Here is a 20079-nt window from a genome sequence, read left to right as displayed (position 1 = left end):
TTTAGGAAGTGACCAGTTAAGAGTCCCTCGATCTTGCTACCAAGTGGGCAGGCTTTGGGTGAGTCAGAGTGGATCTTAAAAAGTTTTTCTTTATCATTTACTGCGTTAAAGATTTGAAGGAGGGTTAGGTATTGGGGAGAGTATCACTGACTTGAGATATGGTGTTTGTGGGGCTGGGGTGTTTAGGCATCAAATAGTTATGTCAAGCATATGATGTTCGCTAGGCACTATTTCCTCATTATCTGCTATATCGTCCAAATTTTCTCCGTCACTATCTCTTGAATTTTGTTTTTCGCTCTCAAACTCACTTGCCTCTTCTTCATTTTTTTGGCGTTCATGTTCCTTTTCAGGGTCTATTTTATAAGACTCTTCCATCGGACGAACCTCTTTGATCTCTTCACTTTGTTGCGAGGCAAGCTCAGCTGCCATCAAAGACTGCATATCAAATCTAGCTTGTTGATTTGCATGCACTTGCGATACTACTGGTGCGTTTTGATTTATAAAGTTACTATTTCCTAAAGGTGTTACAGCCATTTTTTAGCCTTTATTTATGATGATAGTTTTATAGTTCGTATAAGTGACATTTGCACCGTTTTCACGTTTTAAATTTTCGCGTTTGGTATAGTCCACCTCGTATCTGCCAGCCCCTTTTACGCTAAATTCCACGCAAAATTTAGCAGCCATTTCTAGCACGTCTTCTGGCACTTTGCTCTTGTTTGTCTTGATGATGACATGGGCGCTTGGGGCGTCTTTTAGATGAAGCCAAATATCATCTTTTTTAGCAAGATCAAGCAAATTTATATTGCCTTTTTCATTTCTACCAACTAAAATCTTAAATTCTCTAACGTAAAAAATTTCAGTATTTTCGCTTACATCTTTTATATGTCTCTCTCTTTGTTTTGCCTTATTTTTTGGGCTTAAAATTTCAAGCTCATAAAGACTATTCGCTTCTTTTAAAAGAGATTTTAATCCTTCAAAAAACTCGATCTTTTCGCTTAAATTTCTCTTTTCTATCTCCACGCCAAGGGCTTTTGCGCGAAGCTTTTTTGATCTTGCGTAAAACTCATTTGCACTATTTTTTGGTATATCGCTAAGAGTTAGTTTTATCTCATTACCATCAAAATCTTTCAGGCAAATTTCTCTCTCATAACCCTTAAAATTTCCCAAATTTGCAAGCAAAAGCGATCCTAAATTCGCAGCTTCTTCACTCTTTCTCATCAGCTCACCTTTGTCTTCAAGCGAGTTTAAAATTTCGCTCATGCTATCTATCTTTTTTTGCACGCTTGTAAGCTTTGCCTCTTTTAAGCTAGATATCCTAGACTCATTTACTCTGACCGCTTCACTTCTAAAAAACGCCTCAAAGTCAGTTATGGGCTCGCACGGTTTTTCTTTGATGGTGATAGCTGGAAGCTCTCTTAAAACTTCGCCAGTTTCTATTTTACGGTAGCTATTATCGATGTGTCTTAGTGCCTCGATTATCACGTTGTTTTCGTCAGTTATTACAGCATTTGTAAAGCGGCCAGTAAATTCAAGATAGAGGATAAAATTTTCACTTTTATATGAGCCACTTTGCGTGCAGATAAATTTTAAAATTCTATTATCTTTCAAGCACTCAACGCTTTTTATATGCGAGGCGTTAAAGCGCTTTTTTAGGACGTTATCAAATGGCGCTTGATAAATTTTTGCTTCTTTTAGCTCGTCATCTTTGTAGATAGCGGAGTTTGATTTGTTTAGATCAAAGATGATCTTCTCGCCATTAAATTCGATCAAAATAGCCATATCATTAATGCGTTTTGCTTGGTTTATCTTTGTAAAATTTGATAAATAACTTGCCATTTGAACTAAATGTGAGTACTTCATGTGGGGATTATATCAGAAATGTTGCAAAAATGTTTTAATAAAAGCTTTATCGCTAGCTATGAAAAGAATAGTAAAAATCTGTTTTCTGATCCATGTTTAGTTTTTTCCAAATGTTTTATTTGTAATGTTATTAAAATATAAATTTTTCGTAAATTTTTTTCATAAAAATTTAAAATATATTTTTATATAATGATAACTATTTTTATAATATTAAATTTTCTTTAAGGGATGATAAATGAATAAATTTCGCATTAGTGCGGTGCTTTGTTTTGCTATTTCTGCTTTAAATGCTACTGATGTAAGCTTAGATGGAATTAACATTGAAGATAGCGCAGATGATGGTTACAGAGCCACAACGAGTGAGGTAGGCAAGACAAATACGCCAATTCTTGAGATCCCGCAGACGGTAAACGTTGTAACCCAGCAGCAGCTAAAGGATAAAAAGCCAGAGACCCTAGCTGAGAGCCTTCAAAACGTGAGCGGCGTTAGCTACGCAAACTCCACTGGAGGGGTATTTGACGCGGTTTTGAAGCGTGGATTTGGCAAAAACAGAGATGGATCGATCATGCGAAATGGCACTCCAGCTGGCGTTAGACACAGCTTTAACGCAACCGTGCAAACAGTAGAGGTGCTAAAAGGGCCAGCTAGCTTGCTTTACGGCGTGCAAGACCCTGGTGGCATCATGAATCTAGTCACCAAAAAACCGCTTTACGACTTTAGTCATGAAATTTACGCTGGCGCTGGCAACAACCACTACTATAACTATGGCTTTGATAGCACCGGACCTATCGGAGAAAGCGGCTTTGCGTATAGATTTATTTTCGATCAAAGCGGAAAACACTACTGGCGAGAGTATGGCAAATTTAAATCCGTGCTTGTAGCCCCAAGCCTCAGCTACAAAGGCGATGACTACCGTATCGATGCTGCCTACTCATACGGACGCTACACCGATCCGCTTGACCGCGGTAGCTACATGGTGACAAACAAAACTGCCGCATATAAAAACTGGGACGGGAAATTTCTACTAAGTGATCCAAAAAAGAGGCTCGATGAGAAATTTAACGAGATAAAGGGCGAAATTCACACGTTTGATGTCGGTTTTGAGAAAAATTTGAGCGAAAATTGGCTTTTAAAAGCAAACTACGCCTTTACAAGATCGATGCACGAGTACGGACAAATGAGGGTTAGAAATTTTGCTCCAGCAACCGGCTTAGTCACTAGAGAGAATTCCTACTATCGCGATTTTGAACACAGAACTCACGCTGGTGGGGTAAATTTAAACGGCATAGTTGAGACCGGCCCCATCTCGCACAACCTAATAACAGGCGTGGATCTAAAAGAGGAGCTTCGCCGCAGGGCAAATTCTTATAGAAGTCAAGGCGGAGTAAATAACGTAAATTTATATAACCTAGTCTTTGGCACCGCCTCTTTAGTAAAAACACCAAATCAAAACGACAAACAATATCAAAGGATACGAAGCATTGGCACATACGTGCAAGATAATATAAATTTAACCGAAAATCTAATCTACGCACTCGGCTTAAGATACGAGTACTACGATCAGCTTGGTGGCAAGGGCGAGCCATTTAAAACAGCCACCGACAGCCACGATGGCAAGCTGATATATCAAACTGGCCTAGTCTATCTACTAAACAAAGAGTGGTCGGTATATGCAAACTACGCTCAAAGCTTTAAGCCGCAAATATCTATGAATGACGATCTTGGCTCGCTAGATCCTGAAGAGGGCAATTCTATCGAGTTTGGAAGCAAATTTCAAAACGATAGCATTACAGCTACCGCAGCTATTTTTGATATCAAAAAGAAAAACGTAGCCTATAGCCTAAACAACATCACTTACGCAAGTGGCGAGGTGCGCTCACGTGGCTTTGAGCTAGACGCGAACGGCAAAATAACAAAGGGGCTTACTTTAGGGACCAGCTACGCCTATACAAAGACAAAGACTCTAAAAGACGAGGAGAACACTTGGAAGGTTGGCAAGCCATTTGACGCCACACCAAAGCACCAGGCAAGCTTGCTCGCAAACTACGACTTTACACACCTTGGCTTAAAGGGCTTTAGGCTAGGCGGTGGGGCTAGATACTTTGGCTCATGGTTTGCCTACTCAAATTCTGGTAACGCGTACAAGATGCCCCATGCTGTGACTTATGACGCATTTGCAAGCTACACAACCAAAATTTCAGGCTATGAGACAAATTTCCAGTTTAATGTGAAAAATTTGACTGATAAAATTTACTACACTTCTTATAACTCAGAGGGCAACAATATCCTAGCCATTGTGCCAGGATATGGCAGGCAGTTTATGCTGACTGCGTCGGTTAAATTTTAATTTTACTAAGCCTTTTGGCTTAGTAAATTTTCTTTAAATTTAGCAATTTTCGTTAAAATCGCCTCAAAAATTTAAAGGAAATTTATGAAACAAACTATCACCGAGAAAATATTTTCAGATCACGTTGGCAAAGAGGTAAGCGCAGGAGAGATCATCGAGAGCAAGATCGATATGATCATAGGTAACGACATCACGACGCCTATTTCGATCAAGCAGTTTGAGCGAAGTGGCGCTAAAAAGCTAGCTAACCCAGACGGCTTTGCTATCGTGATGGATCACTACATCCCAACAAAAGATATCTTAAGCGCAAATCAAGCTAAAATTTCACGCGAATTTGCCTACAAACACGACCTTAAAAACTATTTTGATGAAAAAGATATGGGCATCGAGCACGCACTTTTGCCTGAAAAGGGACTAGTCATCCCAGGCGACGTCATCATCGGCGCAGACAGCCACACCTGTACACACGGTGCCCTTGGAGCGTTTAGTACTGGCATGGGCAGCACCGACCTAGCTTATGCCATGATCACTGGCAAAAACTGGTTTAAAGTGCCTGAGAGTATCAAGGTCGTCTTTAAAGGTAAGCTTGATAAGCACGTCTACGGCAAGGATCTCATCCTTGAGATCATCCGACAAATAGGTGTTGATGGTGCACTTTACAAGGCGCTTGAGTTTAGTGGCGAGGTGATAGAGGGCCTTAGCATGGATGATAGATTTTCAATGTGCAATATGGCGATCGAGGCTGGTGCAAAGAGCGGTATCATCGCGGTTGATGAGATCACAAAAGAGTTTTTAAAAGATAAAATTTTGCGTGATAAACCAAAATTCTTCTACTCAGACGAGGGCGCAAAATACGACAAAATTTTAGAGATAGATGTCACAAACCTTGATCCAGTTATCGCATATCCATTTTTGCCAAGCAACGGCAAGAGCGTAAGACAAGCGGTTCGCGACGATCTAGCTATCGATCAGGCATTTATCGGCTCATGCACAAATGGCCGTCTAAGCGACCTTCGCATAGCAGCGCAGATCCTAAAAGGCAAAAAAGTAGCCCGCAAAACAAGGCTCATCATCACTCCAGCGACGCAAAAGATCGCAAGAGTTGCCGAAAAAGAAGGCTTAATCGACATTTTCATCGAAGCAGGAGCGGTTGTGAGCAACCCAACTTGTGGTGCTTGCCTTGGCGGATATATGGGAATTTTAGGTGCAAATGAGCGCTGTATCTCGACGACGAATAGAAATTTCGTAGGACGTATGGGCGATAGAACGAGTGAAATTTATCTAGCCAACTCAGCAGTTGTAGCAGCCTCAGCCATAGCAGGTAAAATCGCCGATCCAAGGGACTTATAAAAAATAATATGGATAGTTTGATATCTGACTCATTGAAAATTGTACTTGGTGCAGTCCTAACAATGTGTGCGCAATGGGTGTACGCTAATCTAAACACGAAAAAAGAGAAAAATAAACTCAGGCGACAAAAGCTAGAGGAAGCGTTTATTATAGTTGGGGATATTTTAGGGGGAGTACATTACAAAGTAGCTTTATTAATAAATCCAAATTTAAATATAGAAAATCCAAAATTTGAAATTGGTAAATTACACTCGCTTATCAGTTTTTACGCACCAGAACTGCAAGAGGACTATAAGGATTTTATGTCTACATATCAAGAATCCGGTCCGCTTATCCTAAACAAATTCAGAACTTTAGATAGTGATGACAAAAGAATAGAGGCAACAACTGAGGAGCTAGTACAAATGATCTTTTCGCTAAGCTCAAAAGGCAATATAATTAAAGAAAAGTTAGCTAAAATAGCGCAAACACTATAAATTAGTTGTTGCGGCGAAGCAAATAATGTTTTATTGTAAAATCACCGCAACATCTAAATGGCGTATTAAAATGCTGTTATAGTTGCCAAAAGACCAAAGATTATGCCTGGGAAGTTTGCAGCAGAAAGTGGATAGTCTTTTTTAGCTTTTAATAGGCCGTAACTTGTCCAGATTGTGCAGTTTAGTGCGGCTGCCAGTGGCTGTATAAAAGGCGTCTTGTTGCCGTCAAGGTTACCCATTATTTGTGGGATGTATGAAAAGTACATAACAACTGATAGGTATGTGCCGATCCAGCCTAAAATTTGTAGATTTTGCCATTATATCTTTTTAAATAGTAGCAAGCAAATGGATAAAATAGCCATGATTTTTACTGCGATTAAGATGGTTTTAGTAAAATTGAGCATTTTAAAAGGATAAAAATGCCAGATATAGTATATGACAAAGCAAAATGGCATTGGGGTGCGAAAGATGCGCCGACTGATATACCGCATGAAAACGGTGCAACACACATTGCATTTTTCTTTCGCTGGTGCATGGAACACAAATTTTACTCAAAGGAATTTGCGGCAGATTTTGCGGACGATATAGCACAGATGGATGAAAATTTTAACTATCGTCAGTATCTTTTTGATGCTATGGACGGCGTACTTGGAAGTACGGAGCTAAATACTGTTGGTAAAGCCTTTGCAAAAGCTTACTATACGACTGATCGGACAAAATTTGCCAAAATGTATGGTTGGTATTTGCAGGATTATACGGATTTTGTTTCGCAAAAATTTGGTGAAAAATACTTTGATAACGCCTATTTTTATATAGAAAACTCACAAGAAAACTATGCCTTGATCAAAGCTATCATTGATCGTCGCTACGAGGAATTTTTAACAATGAAAAGGGCAAAGCAGGCTTAAATTTTACAAGTAGCATAAACAAAAATAAGTTTTTATCACATATTTTTGGTAGATCAAAGCCGCTTTTAGCTAAATTTAGCCTCATAACTTTCTTAAGGGAAAAGATGCAAACTTGCGTGATTTTAGCAGGTGGCAAAAGCTCGCGTATGGGGCAAGATAAGACACTTTTGCCATTTGGTGGTTTTAAGACGCTTACTCATTATGAGGTTGCGAAATTTAGCAAAGTTTTTGGCGAAGTTTATGTAAGCTCAAAATTTGAGAAATTTAGCCCAGCACTAAAGCTTATAAAAGATGAAAATAGCAATAACTATTCGCCAATGCTCGCGCTTTACTCCATTCTTAAAAATTTTGATCATAGTATTTTTGTGATACCAGCTGATATGCCATTTTTTGATCTTAAAAGTTTAGAAGAGCTTGCTAAATTTAAAGATGAATTTGACATGGTCGTGGCTAGTGATAATGAGCACATTCACTCGCTTTGTGGTTTTTTTAGCCCAGGGCTTGCCACTTTGGCTCATGAGTTTTATTTAAAAAATGAGCATAAAATTGGACTTTTGAGAAAAAGCTGTAAATGCAAAGTCGTAAATTTTAAAGATAGTGAGCAGTTTTTTAACGTAAATTTCCCTGACGAATACGAAATGGCAAAGAAAATCCAAGAAAAGAAGATAGATGATGAGTAAAATTTTATTATTTTTAAGCCTTGGCCTTAGTTTTTTGATGGCAAGTGGGCTAGATGATTTTAAAAGAGCACAAGAGCTGGAGCAAAGTGGCGACATAAAGGCTGCGATGCAAATTTATAAAGAGCTAGCCAAAAGCTCTTTAAACGAGCAAAAAGTGGTGCAAAATGTGCAAGAGAGCGAGCCAGCACCAAGAGAGGCGAAGCTAAAGCAAGCCGATCTTTTAAGAGAAGATAAAAATGGTAAAAATTTACAAAATGCACTTGGTATCGAGCTTTATAAATTTAACTACCTTTTGCCAGTAACTTATGCCAAAAATGTGCCAAACGATGAGCGAAAAAGCGTTGAAACTAAGTTTCAAATAAGCCTTGCAAAGCCGTTATTTTATGACCTATTTGGGTTTAGAGAGAGCCTTGTGGCAGCCTACACGCAGACATCTTGGTGGCAGATAACAAGAACTTCAGCGCCATTTCGTGAGACAAACTATCAGCCAGAAATTTTTCTAAATTTTGCTTCGCCAAAATATTTGGAGCAAATAGGTATTAAAAACCTAAAATTTGGACTTTTGCATGAGTCAAATGGACGAGATGGTAGCAATTCAAGAAGCTGGAATAGAGCTTATGTGCAAAGTGATTTTGTTTTTGGCAAGCTTAGCATTTCGCCAAGAGCTTGGATGGTAGTGGGCAATAAGGGCGATAATAAAGATATATTAAAATACATAGGACACGGCGATGTAAGGCTTAGCTACAACCTTAATGATCACATTTTTAGCCTAATGCTAAGAAATAACTTACATTTTGATAAAACAAATAAAGGTGCTGCTGAAATTTCATATATGTTTCCTATCTTCTCAACCGGAGTTTATGGCTATTTACAGTATTTTACGGGATATGGCGAGAGTTTGATTGATTATAATAGGCATACTGATAAATTTGGTCTCGGTTTTATTGTTTTAAAATAAGCTAAAATTTTTAAACTTATAAAATGGCTAAATTTAGGCAAACAGTCATAAATTTACTCAAATATGTCAAAAAAATTTAATTAATCAAAAAACTTAAAAATATTAGAAAAAATACAAGCAAATTTTGCTAAAATCTTAAGCAAAATCTCAGAGCAAAGGAGTTTTTATGAGCGGAATCTCACTAATTGTCTGTTTTGTTGTAGCCATCATACTTATGATCGTTATGATCTCTAAGCTAAAAGTGCATCCATTTTTGGCACTTATGAGTATTTCTTTGGTTCTTGCGATCATCGCAGGCATCGATCTATCCAAGATCCCAGCGATGATAGGTGTTGGCTTTAGTGGCACATTTAAGAGTATCGGTATCGTTATTATCTTTGGAACGATCATCGGCACTGTGCTTGAAAAAACGGGAGCTGCTTTAAAGCTAGCTGATATGGTCGTAAAACTAGTCGGACAAAAGCGTCCAGAGCTTGCTATGCTCATCATGGGCTGGGTTGTTGGCATACCGGTATTTTGCGATAGTGGATTTGTCGTTTTAAACTCTATTCGCGAGGCGCTTTATAAGAAAATTTCAGCAAGCCCAGTCGCGATGTCAGTCGCACTTAGTGGCGGCCTATACGCTTCTCACGTCTTCATCCCGCCAACCCCTGGCCCAATAGCAGCTGCAGGAACACTTGGTCTTGGCGGAAATTTACTCCTTGTCATCATTATGGGAACAGTCGTTTCAGTGCCTGTTTTGATAGCTGTTTATTTCTTTTCAAAGAGTGTTGGCAAAAGTGTGACTATCAGCGACAAAGATGCTGACGCTACTATCACAGCTACCTACGAAGAGCTTTTGAAGAAATTTGGCACGCTACCTAGTGGATTTTTGAGCCTTGCACCTATTATCATGCCTATCATTTTTATGGCGATCGGCTCTATTGTCGATGTTTTAGCAAAACAAGGCATGTTTGATAAAACGGCTCTCTTGCCAAAGATACTTTTATTTTTAGGAAATCCTATCATTGCTCTTGCAATTGGCGTGATCTTTTGCGTATTTTTATTAGTAGAAGCCAGAAAGATAAGAGAATTTGACCATATCACGAACGAGTCTTTAAAGATCGCTGGACCGATACTCTTTATCACAGCAGCTGGCGGTGTTTTGGGTAATGTCATCACTGAGGCCGGCTTTGTAAATTTCATAAAAGAAAACGCAACCGCCATAAAAGCGATAGGAATTTTCTTCCCATTCATCATCTCAGCCGTGCTAAAAACCGCTCAAGGAAGCTCGACCGTGGCTATCATCACGACAGCATCTATCATGGGCGCATTTAGTGCCGACAACTCGCTCATGCATACACTTGGCTTTACGACCGAGCTTTCGGCTGCACTTTGCGTCATGGCGATAGCATCTGGTGCGATGTGTGTATCTCATGCAAATGACAGCTACTTCTGGGTTGTGACAAATTTTAGCAAGATGAGCGCAGAACAAGGATATCGCACACAAACAGCTATGACGTTTATAATGGGCATCGTTGGTATAATTAGCGTTTACATATTATCTTTGGTGCTTTTATGAGAATTTTAGTTGCGATTGATTCATTAAAAGGCTCGCTTAGCTCGCTTGAGGCGGGCCTTGCTGTAAAAGAAGGACTAGAAGAGATTGGCTGTGAGGTCGTTGTCAAGCCTATCGCAGATGGTGGCGAGGGTAGTGTAGAGGCGATGGCTGATGCACTTGGTGCGAAATTTATAGATACGATAGTTAAAAATCCACTTGGAATTGAAATTTTAGCTAGATATGCACTAAAAGATGACCTTGCAATACTTGAAATGTCAAGTGCTTCTGGCCTTACACTCATAAATCCAGATGAGAGAAATCCACTAAAGACTAGCACATTTGGCTTTGGTCAGATGATAAAAGATGCCATTGCTAAAGGTGCCAGAAAATTTATCATAGGTATCGGTGGAAGTGCAACAAATGACGCTGGTACAGGCATGCTTAGTGCACTTGGCTTTAAATTTTATGATAAAGATGGTGTTTTACTTGAAGGAAAAGGCGAAAATTTAGCCAAAATTTATGAGTTTACAGATGAAGAGGCACTAAAAGAGCTAAAGGATTGCGAATTTTTAATCGCCTGCGATGTAGATAATCCGCTTTATGGCATGAATGGAGCAGCCCACGTTTATGCCCCTCAAAAGGGTGCAAATGGCCGCATGGTAAAAGAGCTTGATGATGGGCTAAAACACTTTGCAGCTCTTGTAAAGGAAAAGACTAATAGTAAATTTCACACACAAAAAGGTGCTGGCGCAGCTGGCGGACTTGGTTTTGCATTTGTGGCATTTTTAGGAGCGAAACTTCGCCCAGGTATTGAGATCATTACACAGACTATTGCGCTTGAGGATGAGATCAAAAAGGCTGATCTAGTCATCACTGGCGAAGGCCGCATGGACTTTCAAAGCTCAATGGGCAAGACACCAACTGGGGTTGCAAAACTAGCCAAAAAGTACCATAAGCCAGTGATCGCATTTGCTGGAAGCGTACAAAAATGTGCCAAAGATTGCCACAAAAATGGGATTGATGCCTATTTTTGTATATTAAATGAACCAGTAAGTCTTGAAGAAGCGATGAGAAAAGATGTCGCGATTAGAAATTTAAAGATGACAGCAGAGCAAGTCATTCGCCTTTATATGCTGAACTACAAAGCATAAATTTAAGAAGATAGAAGTTTATTTTCTATCTTTTTCCCACTTCTTTCTAAAATTTACTATCCAAATTCTATCTTTTAAGTGCTACAAAAATTCTCAAAATTTAATACATTTTGCAAAAATATAAAATAAACTTTAGAAAAAATATTTACTATGTTAAAATAAGAAAAAATTCTAAAAAGAAAGGAGAATTTTTATGCAACAGACCTTAAATTCTCGTCGCAGCTTTATTGCAGCTGCAGGATTATTTTTTGCTACGACCGCACTAAAGGCTGCACCAAAAGACTTTAGTGGTAGTAGTGTTCGTTACGGCATGGCGATAGATCTAACAAGATGTGTTGGATGTCAGTCATGTACTATGAGCTGTATGTTAGAAAACGACGTTCAGCCAGGCGCTTTTAGAACCATTGTTTCCGAGTATGAGGCAAGAGATAAGAGCGGTAAAATGGCAGTCATTGCGTCACTTCCAAGGCTTTGCAACCATTGCAACAATCCAGCCTGTATTAGTGTTTGTCCAACTGGTGCTAGCCATCAAAGAAGTAATGGCATAGTAAAGATTGATACAAAAGAGTGCATAGGCTGTGCGCTTTGCGTAGAGGCCTGTCCATATCACGCAAGATATCTTAGTATGCATACCTATAAGGCCGATAAATGCACCTTTTGTGACCACAGACTAAGAGCAGGGCTTCAGCCAGCATGCGTAGAGAGCTGTGTGGGCGGTAGCCGTATAATAGGCGATCTTAACGATCCTAACTCAAATATCAGAAAATTTCTAGCCACACACGAGACTATGGTTATAGATAGCCCTAAAAATACAAATCCACAGGTTTTCTACCACGGCGTTAGTGAGATTTTGGCTAAAAACGATAAGAAACTCGAGCTTGATAATGGATATAAAAAGGTTATCAGCTGGAGCGAAGAGATAGCACAGTAAAAGGAAATAAATAATGCAAAGAAGAGAATTTTTAAAAAGATCAGCCGTGCTCTCAACACTAACCACGAGTGCTATGCTGGCAGATGAAGATAAGGATGACTATAAACCGCAGTCAAACTCGCTAGAGCCCGAATTTCGAGTAAAGGACGGTAAAATTTCACTTAGTGATGGACATAGTGTTATCTTTTCGATGTGCCATGGCTGTACGACGAAGTGTGGCATAAGACTTCATGTGGATGACAAAAACGACCGAGTTTTAAGATGTAGTGGCAACCCATACCACCCACTCTCAAACGTACACTGGGCAAATTTTGACACATCGATAAATGACGCACTTCTTGCCACAACACTAAGCGGCGAAGATGAAAAGCGAGCCACGGTTTGCGCTAGAGGGGTGATATTGCCTGAGATGATAGACTCACCTGCAAGGATACTAACTCCGCTAAAAAGAGTTGGCAAAAGAGGCGAAGGCAAGTGGAAGAGCATAAGCTTTGAGCAGCTAGTAGAAGAGGTCGTAGAGGGCGGAGATCTCTTTGGTGAGGGGCATGTTGATGGGCTAAGAGCGATATATAGCGACGAGCTAATTGATAGCGAAAACCCAGAGTACGGCACTAAGCGTAATCAATTTTTAAGTTTTTATCTATATGACGGGCGCTCTGACATTGTTGATCGCTTTGTTAAAAAGTCATTTGGCACTATAAATCACTACTCTCACGGCGGAATTTGCGGTGGTGGCTTTAGGGTCGGCGGCAAGATCGCACACAACGCAAAGGGTTTTGCACATACAAAACCAGACTATGAAAACTCTAAATTTGTTATCTACTGGGGCACTTCGCCGTCAAATGGTGGCAACCCTTTCCAAAAACAGGCAAAAATGCTCTCTTATGCAAGAGGCACTAGAGATGACTTTAGCTACGCAGTGGTCGATCCAAGCGTTACAAATGCTGTAAAATACGCCTCTTCAGACAAAGGCCGCTGGATAGCGATAAAGCCGGGCACCGACTCAGCTCTAGCTATGGCGATGATACGCTGGATCATAGAAAATGAAAAATACGCTACAAACTACCTTATCCAGCCAAATTTAGACCAGGCAAAGCTAGCAGGCGAGATACACTGGTGTAATGCCACGCATCTAGTCATCACCGAAAAAGACCACAAAGACTATGGTAAATTTGCACTTATCAACAATGAATGGCAGGTTTGCTCACAAGATGGCAAGATACAAAGCTACAAGGTAAATGAACCAGCCAAGCTCTACTACAAAGGTAAAATTTTAATAGACGGCAAAAAGGTCGAGGTAAAAAGCTCAATGCAGCTTTTAAAAGAATCAGCTTATAAACATAGCTTAGAGGAGTACTCAAAAATTTGTGGTGTAAGCATTGAAGATATCATCTGGCTTTGCGAAAATTTCACCAAAAACGGCAGACAGGTGAGCACAAACGTGCATGGCGGTATGATGCATACGCAAGCCGGTATGACTACTTTTGCGATACTTTGTCTAAACACACTCATGGGCACTTATGGCTACAAAGGCGGCAACGTCAATGCAAGTGCCGGCACACACGAGTTTTTAAAGGGCAGATATGACCTTGAGAGCTTTGAGGGCGCTTATAAACCAAATGGTCTAAATTTATCAAGATCAGGCAAATACTACGAAACAAGCTCTGAGTATAAGCGTAAAGTAGCAGCTGGCGGCAGCGGCTATCCATCAACTCAGCCATGGTATCCTATCTCAATGCCACTTGTAAACGAAACTCTTACGAGCCACAAGGCTGGCTATCCATACAAAGTAAAAGTTTTCATAAACTACATGACAAACGTACTTTACGGACAAGCAGGACTTGAAAGAGCGGTTTTAGACGTACTAAAAGATAGTAAAAATTTACCACTTTTTGTGGGCATAGACGCCTTTATGAACGAGACAAACGCCTATGCTGACTACATCGTGCCAGATGGGGTAAATTTAGAAAACTGGGCACTTCCAAACTCTCTTTGGGGAACGATCGCTAAAACTTCAGTCGTGCGCTATCCAGCCGTTAGCTCAAAGCAGGCAAAGGATAAAAACGGCGGCGCGATCGACGTTGAGGCATTTTATATAGCCGTAGCAAAGAGGCTTGGACTAAAAGGCTTTGGCAAAAATGCCTTCAAAGACAAAGATGGAAATTTCATGGACCTTGACGTAAAAGAGCAGTATTACGCGGCTGCACTAGTAAATTTAGCCTTTGATGGTGAGGGTGTGAAAGATATAAGCGACGAGGACAAAAAGCTTAGTAAGATATCAAGAGTGATGACAAAACTCGATCCTTATCTAAAAGACGAAGAGAAGCCAAAAGTAGCGCACATACTAGCAAAAGGCGGCAGATACGATAGCTACGAGAGCGCATATAAGGGTGATAAAGCAACCATAAAAGTGCCAGCGCCTACGCCAGCTTCTATCTACTATGAACCACTTGGCGGACACAGGCACTCAATAACAGGCGAATTTATGCCAGGAGTGCCAAGCCTGATGCTACCAGTAGCAAGTGACGGCACGCCGCTTGAGGAATTTTTCCCACGCTCTGAGTGGAAATACACAGTGAGCTCAAGAAAGTCAAATATCCAACACTTCTACACCTTTGTTAGCCCAAGGCTAAGAGCTGTTCATCCTAGCAACTTCATAAGGATAGCACCAGATATCGCAAGTGAGCAGGGCATTCGCTCAGGCGATAAGGTCAAAGTGACTACTCCTTATGGAGCACAAGTTGGCGAGGCGTTTGTGACGGATGGCGTTGCTAGCGGAGTTATTAGTATCGAGCATGGATTTGGTCATGATGAGTTTGGTATAAGAACGCACATCGTCGATGGAAAGCCAGCTTTTGGGATCGCAAATTTAGAAAAAGGGGTCAATCATAATAAGCTTGGACTTCTTGATCCAAAAAGAAATGGCGAATTTAGTTTAAATGACTGGTTGGTTGGCACTTGTGCTAGACAAGCACTTCCTGCAAAGATAAGAAAGATCGGCTAGGCCGATATAAATTTGGCGAGTAGAATAAAATTTGCTTGCCAAATTTCGCTTTTTGTAAGAGCTTTTGACTGATGGATTGTAAATTTAGATACAGAGCAAGCTTTTAGGCTGCTTGCAAGCTAAAATTTCCTCATATATTTATAGGGTTTCATAGTTAAATAATGTTTTAAATTTTGCATGAGTTAAATTTAGTATTGCTAGTTTGCTTTGGCTTTAAGCGCTCTAGTTTGCTAGATCCTCAGCTACTTTTGCAGCAAGTTTTAGCTTGTCGCTATCAAAGTGGGTGTAAATTCTTGAGGTATTTAAGCTTGCATGCCCTAGAGCTTCTTGCACCAAAACAAGGTCCTTTTGCTTTTTGTAAAGCATCGTTGCAAAGGTGTGGCGCAGCATGTGAGCACCATTTTTCTCTTTTCTAATACCAGCCTTAAAAAGGATCTGCTCCACTATGCGACTTACGTAGGCTTGCGTCAGCCTGGTGCCTTTTTTGTTTATAAAAAGATAACCTTCTTTATTGATGTAGTTTATAGCTATGGCGTTTAGATGAGCTTCTATTAGGTGACGTTTTATCATAACGATGCGGTATTTGTTACCTTTGCCTCGGATCCTAATGATAAAAAGATCGCCATCTTCAGTGATATCTTTTCGTTTTAAGTTTAGCGCCTCACTTACACGAATGCCAGTAAAAATTATCGTTTTTATTATGAGCTTATTGCGATTTGAGTTTTGCTTAAAGTCACTTTCTTCGATCGCATCAAGAAATTTTTTGACCTCATCTTCACCCATAAACTCAGGCAGCTTTTGCCCTTTGTTGCCACTCACTCCGCCCCAGTTTTTTAAATTTATATCAAAAACATGGGCCTTGCCATCCTCTTCGTTTTGTTTGTCTAAAAATGCAAAGAAATTTATCACTGAGATGCGGTAATTTTTCTTGCTAGCATCGCTTAGCCCGCCAGTCGTGCTAGCCAATATTTCGCTTAACAGCTCTTCATCAATCTGCTTTAGGCTACTAAGCTCGTAAAATTTCATCGTTTCATATATTTTTTTAAGTGGATTAAAGTAGGTATTTATACCAGTAAGCCCTGCATTTCTCGCACTTTTTACCAAACCATCAAGCTGATCAATGTTCTTTACCTCACGGCTTAGAGCGTAATTCACACTTGCAAGTGCTTTTGGATCTCGAAGCTCTTTATTCGAAAGTGAGCTAAGTTTAAATTTGACGTAGCGAGTGAGCCAAAATATAAATGAGTTTTCAAAATTATCTTTACAATCAAGCGGGTATTTCAAACCAATAACCTTAAATTTTTATTTTGAAAAGTATTATATTTGAAATTTTATAAAATCTACTCTTTTTAAAATTCAACTATAAAAGCTTAAGCAAATATCCATTTTCAGCGGCTTCAAGCTTATATTTATGCATCTTATCAAGTTCTAAAACCACTCTGAAATATCTATCATGCCAGCCTATGATCACATTTTTAAAATATTCATTTTCAAGTTTTAAGCTCTTAGTTTTAAAGCTTCTTGGCGGCTTTGCAAAGTCAAGAACGATCTTATTTTTCTCATAAGCAAAATGCTTTAAATTTTTAGCTTTTGTAGCGATTTTTAGCTCTTTGTCGTTGGCTAGAAAGCTTATAAAACCTAAAAATTTAACATCCTTTTTATTTTTGACACTATCAACTGGTTTTGTACTAGGCTCAATCTTTATTTCGACCACCTTTTGTTCAGGCTTTATGGTAGTTTCTTTTGCTTTATCTGTGCTAAGATCGATCACTACAACATTTGGAGTTGGCATATCTGAAGTTTTATTTCTATCTTTATTTGAAATTTTAGTTTCATTTTTTTCTATTATCACAGGAGTGCTTACTTTTTGGCTAGGCATATTTGCCATTGTGACCGAAACATCTAGCTTTTTTGCCACAACTGGTTCTGGATTTTTCACTTTATTTAAAGCAAATTCATCGCTGTAATCGATAGTTTTATTTATATCAGCTAGTCTTTTTTCCTTTATGGTGCCGTCATTTGCTCTATATTTTATGGTGACATCTAGTAAAAGTGCCGCATCACTTGGAAATTTAAACGAAAGAGAATCAAATCTATCAAATTTTTCTATGATATTTGTTGTCATAACGCTTGTATTTAGCTCGCTAATAGGCATAAATGGGTTCTCTCTAGCAAAGACGCTTATTGCAAATATAGATAAAACTAACCAAAATTTTTTCATCATTCCTACTTTTTATTAAAGTCTGGCTCAAGGCCTTGTAATTCAAAATAATCTTTTTGCAGACGCGCGTTCATTTTTTTTAAAATTTCCACGTCTTCGCTAAGCCTCTCTTTTTTACTTTGAAGGCTTAGCATAACATCAAGCGAGCGTTTGCCAAACATCATATTGCCTACATAAAAAGCAAACATAGCCACACAAATGGTGGCTATGACGTAGCGTAATGTCGGTCTAATGTATTTTAAAATTTTATGAAATATGCCATCAGTGTTGCCATATTCGTCTAAAATTTCGCTCAAATATTATCCCCCAAAAACTCTCCAGCCTCAAGTTCGATCTCGAGCAAACGGTTGTATTTTGCGTTGCGCTCGCTTCTTGAAGTAGCACCTGTCTTTATCTCGCCAGTATTTAGTGCGACTGCAAAGTCAGCGATGAACGCATCTTCGCTCTCGCCGCTTCTATGACTCATTATGCAGCGATATCCATTTCTTTGAGCAAGGCGAACAGTTTGCATAGTTTGTGTGACTGAGCCTATTTGATTTGGCTTAATTAGGATCGCATTTGCGATGTTTTTCTCGATACCTTCGCGCAAAATTTTCTCATTTGTGACAAAAAGATCGTCGCCAACTAGCTGCACTTTGCTGCCAAGCCTTTTTGTAAGCTCAGCCCAACCGCTCCAGTCATCCTCGCTAAGGCCATCTTCGATAGAAAATATCGGATATTTTTCACAAAGTTTTTCGTAGTAGCTAATGAGCTCGTCGCTGCTAAATTTCTTACCCTCAAGCTCGTATTTGCCGTCTTTGTAAAGCTCACTTGAAGCGACGTCAAGGGCAAGTTTGATTTGGCTGCCTAGCTCATATCCAGCCTCTTTGACAGCTAAGCAGATGAGCTTTAATGGCTCTTCGTTATCTTTTAAATTTGGAGCAAAGCCACCCTCGTCGCCGACAGCCGTGCTGTGTCCAGCTGCGTTTAGGATAGATTTTAGTTTGTGATAAATTTCAGTTGCAGCTCTTAGTGCCTCACTAAATGTGCTAAAGCCAAATGGCATGATCATAAATTCTTGAAAATCAACGCTATTGTTTGCGTGCGCGCCACCGTTTATGATGTTAAACATCGGCACTGGCAAGATGCTAGCGTTTGCACCGCCAAGGTAGCGATAAAGCGGGATATTTAGGCTCTTTGCAGCTGCGCGAGCTACCGCCATAGATACGCCAAGGACTGCGTTTGCACCCAAATTTGAGTAGTTGTGCGTGCCATCAAGCTCAAGCATCTCCGCATCGACTGCTTTTTGGTTGTAAGCATCAAGGCCTATTATCGCCTCAGCGATCTTTTCATTTACGTTTGAAACAGCCTTTAAAACGCCTTTGCCAGCATATCTCTCGTCTTTGTCACGAAGCTCGAGCGCCTCACGCTTGCCAGTGCTTGCGCCGCTTGGTACGATCGCACTTGCCTCGGTGTCGTCGCTTAGTCTAACTGTCGCACGAACTGTTGGGTTGCCTCTGCTGTCTAAAACCTCGTGAGCTTCTACATCTTCAATAAATACCATTATTCATCTCCTGCTTCGTTTGTGTCGTCTTCTTCGTCTTTTGCGCCGCTGCTTATTAGGTGGTCTATGCCCATTGAGCCTTTGATCGCCGCTACTATCTCGTCAGAAATTTCTGGATGCTCTTTTAAGTAGGCTTTGGCGTTTTCTCTGCCTTGACCTAGTTTTTCGGCCTTGTAGCTAAACCACGCGCCTGATTTGTCGATGATGTCGAGTTTTACACCATAGTCGATGATCTCGCCCTCTTTACTCACACCCTCGCCAAACATGATGTCAAATTCAGCCACTTTAAATGGAGGCGCAACCTTATTTTTAACCACTTTTGCTTTTGTGCGGTTGCCGATAGGCTCGTCGTTTTGTTTAAGTGTGGCTATCTTTCTGACATCGATCCTTACAGATGAGTAAAATTTAAGCGCATTACCGCCAGTTGTGGTCTCTGGCGTGCCATATCCCATCATGCCGATCTTCATACGAATTTGGTTAATGAAGATAACAGTTGTCTTCATCTTGCTTAAAATTCCAGTTAGCTTTCTAAGCGCCTGACTCATAAGTCTTGCTTGAAGGCCAACGTGCTGATCGCCCATGTCGCCATCTATCTCGCTCTTTGGAGTAAGTGCAGCAACACTATCAACTACGATAAGATCGATCGCGCCGCTTCTAGCAAGTGTTTCAACGATCTCAAGTGCCTGCTCGCCAAAGTCTGGCTGAGAGACGTAAAGGTTGTCGGTATTTACGCCTAAATTTGAAGCGTATTTTACATCTAATGCGTGCTCTGCATCGACAAACGCACAAATTCCGCCAGCTTTTTGCGCTTCAGCGATGATGTGAAGTGTGAGCGTGGTCTTACCAGAGCTCTCTGGTCCGTAGATCTCGATGATCCTGCCTTTTGGAACGCCGCCTATGCCAAGAGCCAGATCAAGCCCTAGCGAGCCAGTCGGTATCGACTCGATAGCCTCAACCTCTTTGTCGCCAAGCCTTAAAAGCGTGCCTTTGCCAAAAGCTTTGTCGATCTGCTTTAGCGCAAGCTCGAGCGCCTTTTTCTTGTCCGCTTCGCTCTCCGGGATAGCTATCTTTTTGTCACTATCTTTTTCTTTTGCCATTTTTTACCTTATA

Annotated in this window: 18 protein-coding genes; 10 read left to right on the top strand and 8 right to left on the bottom strand. The window is 40.2% G+C overall.

All coding sequences use genetic code 11. The features are described 5' to 3' along the window. Positions 1–189 precede the first annotated feature (189 nt). Positions 190–534: a hypothetical protein gene (locus tag CVS95_RS07185; protein ID WP_107696099.1), complete on the bottom strand. Its 345-nt coding sequence runs from the start codon at positions 532–534 to the stop codon at positions 190–192. A gap of 3 nt (positions 535–537) precedes the next feature. Then, positions 538–1860: an NFACT RNA binding domain-containing protein gene (locus CVS95_RS07180; RefSeq protein WP_107696098.1), complete on the bottom strand. Its 1323-nt coding sequence runs from the start codon at positions 1858–1860 to the stop codon at positions 538–540. A 235-nt stretch (positions 1861–2095) separates the two neighbouring features. Here CVS95_RS07180 and CVS95_RS07175 point away from each other — a divergent pair, with 235 nt between their 5' ends. The 3 genes from CVS95_RS07175 to CVS95_RS07165 all read left to right on the top strand — a co-directional run bounded on the left by CVS95_RS07175 (position 2096) and on the right by CVS95_RS07165 (position 6033). Next, positions 2096–4207: a TonB-dependent siderophore receptor gene (locus CVS95_RS07175; RefSeq protein WP_107696097.1), complete on the top strand. Its 2112-nt coding sequence runs from the start codon at positions 2096–2098 to the stop codon at positions 4205–4207. A gap of 84 nt (positions 4208–4291) precedes the next feature. After that, positions 4292–5557 (top strand): 3-isopropylmalate dehydratase large subunit, encoded by a 1266-nt coding sequence (gene leuC / locus CVS95_RS07170; protein WP_107696096.1) that lies wholly within the window; start codon positions 4292–4294, stop codon positions 5555–5557. 8 nt (positions 5558–5565) lie between these two features. Next, positions 5566–6033 (top strand): hypothetical protein, encoded by a 468-nt coding sequence (locus CVS95_RS07165; RefSeq protein ID WP_107696095.1) that lies wholly within the window; start codon positions 5566–5568, stop codon positions 6031–6033. A gap of 65 nt (positions 6034–6098) precedes the next feature. Here CVS95_RS07165 and CVS95_RS07160 read toward each other — a convergent pair whose 3' ends face one another. Continuing rightward, positions 6099–6335: an SWEET family sugar transporter gene (locus tag CVS95_RS07160; protein ID WP_265094524.1), complete on the bottom strand. Its 237-nt coding sequence runs from the start codon at positions 6333–6335 to the stop codon at positions 6099–6101. 117 nt (positions 6336–6452) lie between these two features. Between CVS95_RS07160 and CVS95_RS07155 the strand changes: the two genes are divergently transcribed. The 7 genes from CVS95_RS07155 to CVS95_RS07125 all read left to right on the top strand — a co-directional run bounded on the left by CVS95_RS07155 (position 6453) and on the right by CVS95_RS07125 (position 15205). Next, entirely contained in the window at positions 6453–6941 is a 489-nt protein-coding gene (locus CVS95_RS07155) for a hypothetical protein (RefSeq protein ID WP_107696094.1), read from the top strand. A gap of 104 nt (positions 6942–7045) precedes the next feature. Continuing rightward, positions 7046–7621 carry a molybdenum cofactor guanylyltransferase gene (locus tag CVS95_RS07150; protein WP_107696093.1) on the top strand — a complete coding sequence of 192 codons (576 nt, stop codon included), beginning with the start codon at positions 7046–7048 and terminating at the stop codon, positions 7619–7621. After that, a complete protein-coding gene (locus tag CVS95_RS07145; RefSeq protein WP_107696105.1) occupies positions 7614–8579 on the top strand; it encodes a phospholipase A in 966 nt (321 codons plus the stop codon). The genes CVS95_RS07150 and CVS95_RS07145 overlap by 8 nt, the downstream gene beginning before the upstream one ends. 166 nt (positions 8580–8745) lie before the next feature. Next, complete coding sequence (locus CVS95_RS07140) at positions 8746–10140, top strand: GntP family permease (protein ID WP_107696092.1); 1395 nt, start codon at positions 8746–8748, stop codon at positions 10138–10140. Further along, on the top strand, positions 10137–11270 hold the full coding sequence (locus CVS95_RS07135) for a glycerate kinase (RefSeq protein WP_107696091.1): 1134 nt from the start codon (positions 10137–10139) through the stop codon (positions 11268–11270). Before CVS95_RS07140 ends, CVS95_RS07135 begins: the two co-directional genes overlap by 4 nt. Positions 11271–11463: 193 nt before the next feature. Continuing rightward, positions 11464–12201 (top strand): 4Fe-4S dicluster domain-containing protein, encoded by a 738-nt coding sequence (locus CVS95_RS07130; RefSeq protein ID WP_107696090.1) that lies wholly within the window; start codon positions 11464–11466, stop codon positions 12199–12201. A 13-nt stretch (positions 12202–12214) separates the two neighbouring features. Beyond that, positions 12215–15205, top strand: a complete 2991-nt coding sequence (locus tag CVS95_RS07125; RefSeq protein WP_107696089.1) for a molybdopterin dinucleotide binding domain-containing protein — start codon at positions 12215–12217, stop codon at positions 15203–15205. Between the two features lie 222 nt (positions 15206–15427). Here CVS95_RS07125 and CVS95_RS07120 read toward each other — a convergent pair whose 3' ends face one another. From CVS95_RS07120 to recA, 5 genes are all read right to left on the bottom strand, one after another. Next, a complete protein-coding gene (locus CVS95_RS07120) occupies positions 15428–16489 on the bottom strand; it encodes a tyrosine-type recombinase/integrase (RefSeq protein ID WP_087577899.1) in 1062 nt (353 codons plus the stop codon). Between the two features lie 76 nt (positions 16490–16565). After that, a complete protein-coding gene (locus tag CVS95_RS07115) occupies positions 16566–17426 on the bottom strand; it encodes an AMIN domain-containing protein (RefSeq protein WP_107696088.1) in 861 nt (286 codons plus the stop codon). A 5-nt stretch (positions 17427–17431) separates the two neighbouring features. Then, positions 17432–17614 (bottom strand): hypothetical protein, encoded by a 183-nt coding sequence (locus CVS95_RS09915; RefSeq protein WP_180378667.1) that lies wholly within the window; start codon positions 17612–17614, stop codon positions 17432–17434. A gap of 104 nt (positions 17615–17718) precedes the next feature. Beyond that, positions 17719–18969 (bottom strand): phosphopyruvate hydratase, encoded by a 1251-nt coding sequence (gene eno, locus CVS95_RS07105; RefSeq protein WP_107696087.1) that lies wholly within the window; start codon positions 18967–18969, stop codon positions 17719–17721. After that, complete coding sequence (recA, locus tag CVS95_RS07100) at positions 18969–20066, bottom strand: recombinase RecA (protein WP_107696086.1); 1098 nt, start codon at positions 20064–20066, stop codon at positions 18969–18971. Before recA ends, eno begins: the two co-directional genes overlap by 1 nt. Positions 20067–20079 lie beyond the last annotated feature (13 nt).

The sequence above is a fragment of the Campylobacter concisus genome, assembly GCF_003048905.1.
Taxonomy (GTDB): Bacteria; Campylobacterota; Campylobacteria; order Campylobacterales; family Campylobacteraceae; genus Campylobacter_A; species Campylobacter_A concisus_V.
The sequence above is the reverse complement of the archived record's forward strand: the minus strand, read 5'-3'. Positions and strand labels throughout refer to the sequence as shown.